At 34.9% G+C, this 1,020-nt stretch carries 1 protein-coding gene; it reads right to left on the bottom strand.

Annotation, left to right across the window (positions count from 1 at the left end; genetic code table 11):
* A partial coding sequence (locus FJR37_RS21765; protein ID WP_168467100.1) for an RNA-guided endonuclease TnpB family protein occupies nucleotides 1–852 on the bottom strand: 852 nt, incomplete at its 3' end.
* Nucleotides 853–1,020: the final 168 nt, after the last annotated feature.

Below are 1,020 nucleotides of genomic sequence, written 5' to 3'. Positions count from 1 at the left end.
ACCAACTTGTTGAATAGATTTGGCTAGGCAGTGATTTTGCATCATGCCCTTAACATGAAGATTTTCTACCACAATAACTTGGTTTTCGTTAACTATCCTACGAGATAGTTTATGAAGAAAATCTTCTCTACAATTAGTTATCTTTCTATGAACTCTAGCAACTTTCTTTCTAGCTTTATTTCGGTTGTTAGAGCCTTTTTGTTTTCTAGATAATTGCTGTTGTTTTAATTTTAAGTTTTTCTCATGCTTATTAAGTATTCTGGGGTTATCAAATTTAGAACCATCACTGGTAATTGCAAAATGAGTTAGCCCCAAATCAATACCTATTGCTTTGCCTTCTGCAATTAACTCTGGTTTATCTTTGCCATCTTCAAATAAAATTGCAGCAAAATATTGTTCACTACAATTTTTGGTGATGGTTACGGTTTTAATTTTCCCTTCAATCTCTCGATGAATAATTGCTGATACTTTCCCTATTTTTGGTAGGATTAATTGATGATCAGCAATTTTAACATTTTGAGGATATTGAATAGACTGCTTACCATGCTTAGATTTAAACTTGGGGTATTTAGCTCTTTTTTCAAAGAAATTGTTAAATGCAACTCCCAGGTTTAAACAGACTTGTTGCAAGCACTGAGAATAGGTTAAAGATAGCCACTCATGTTCTTTCTTTAGTTGAGGAATTATCTTTTTAACTTCGTATCCAGACAATCCTTTACCTGTCTCTTTATAAGTTTCGTTCATCAAATTCAAAAAATAATTCCATAGCCAACGACAGCTACCAAAAGCTTGTGCTAATGATTGCTGTTGTTGGGCATTTGGATATAATCTGACTTTGACAATTTTGAGCATATTAGAGTGAAAAGTATTTATTATGAAATAGTGTAACACAAGATTTGTGAATTGCCTCCATGTTTTTCTCCCTTGCTGTCGCTTTGGTCGAAAAACCGTCTAATTCCCACCAGGAGATTGCGGGAAGACTGGGAGCCGCGTCTCTTTAGAGCGCGGGGGAAAGCCTAC

Source organism: Aphanizomenon sp. UHCC 0183 (assembly GCF_009712065.1).
Taxonomy (GTDB): domain Bacteria; phylum Cyanobacteriota; class Cyanobacteriia; order Cyanobacteriales; family Nostocaceae; genus Dolichospermum; species Dolichospermum heterosporum.
This window is presented reverse-complemented; position numbering and strand designations above follow the sequence as displayed.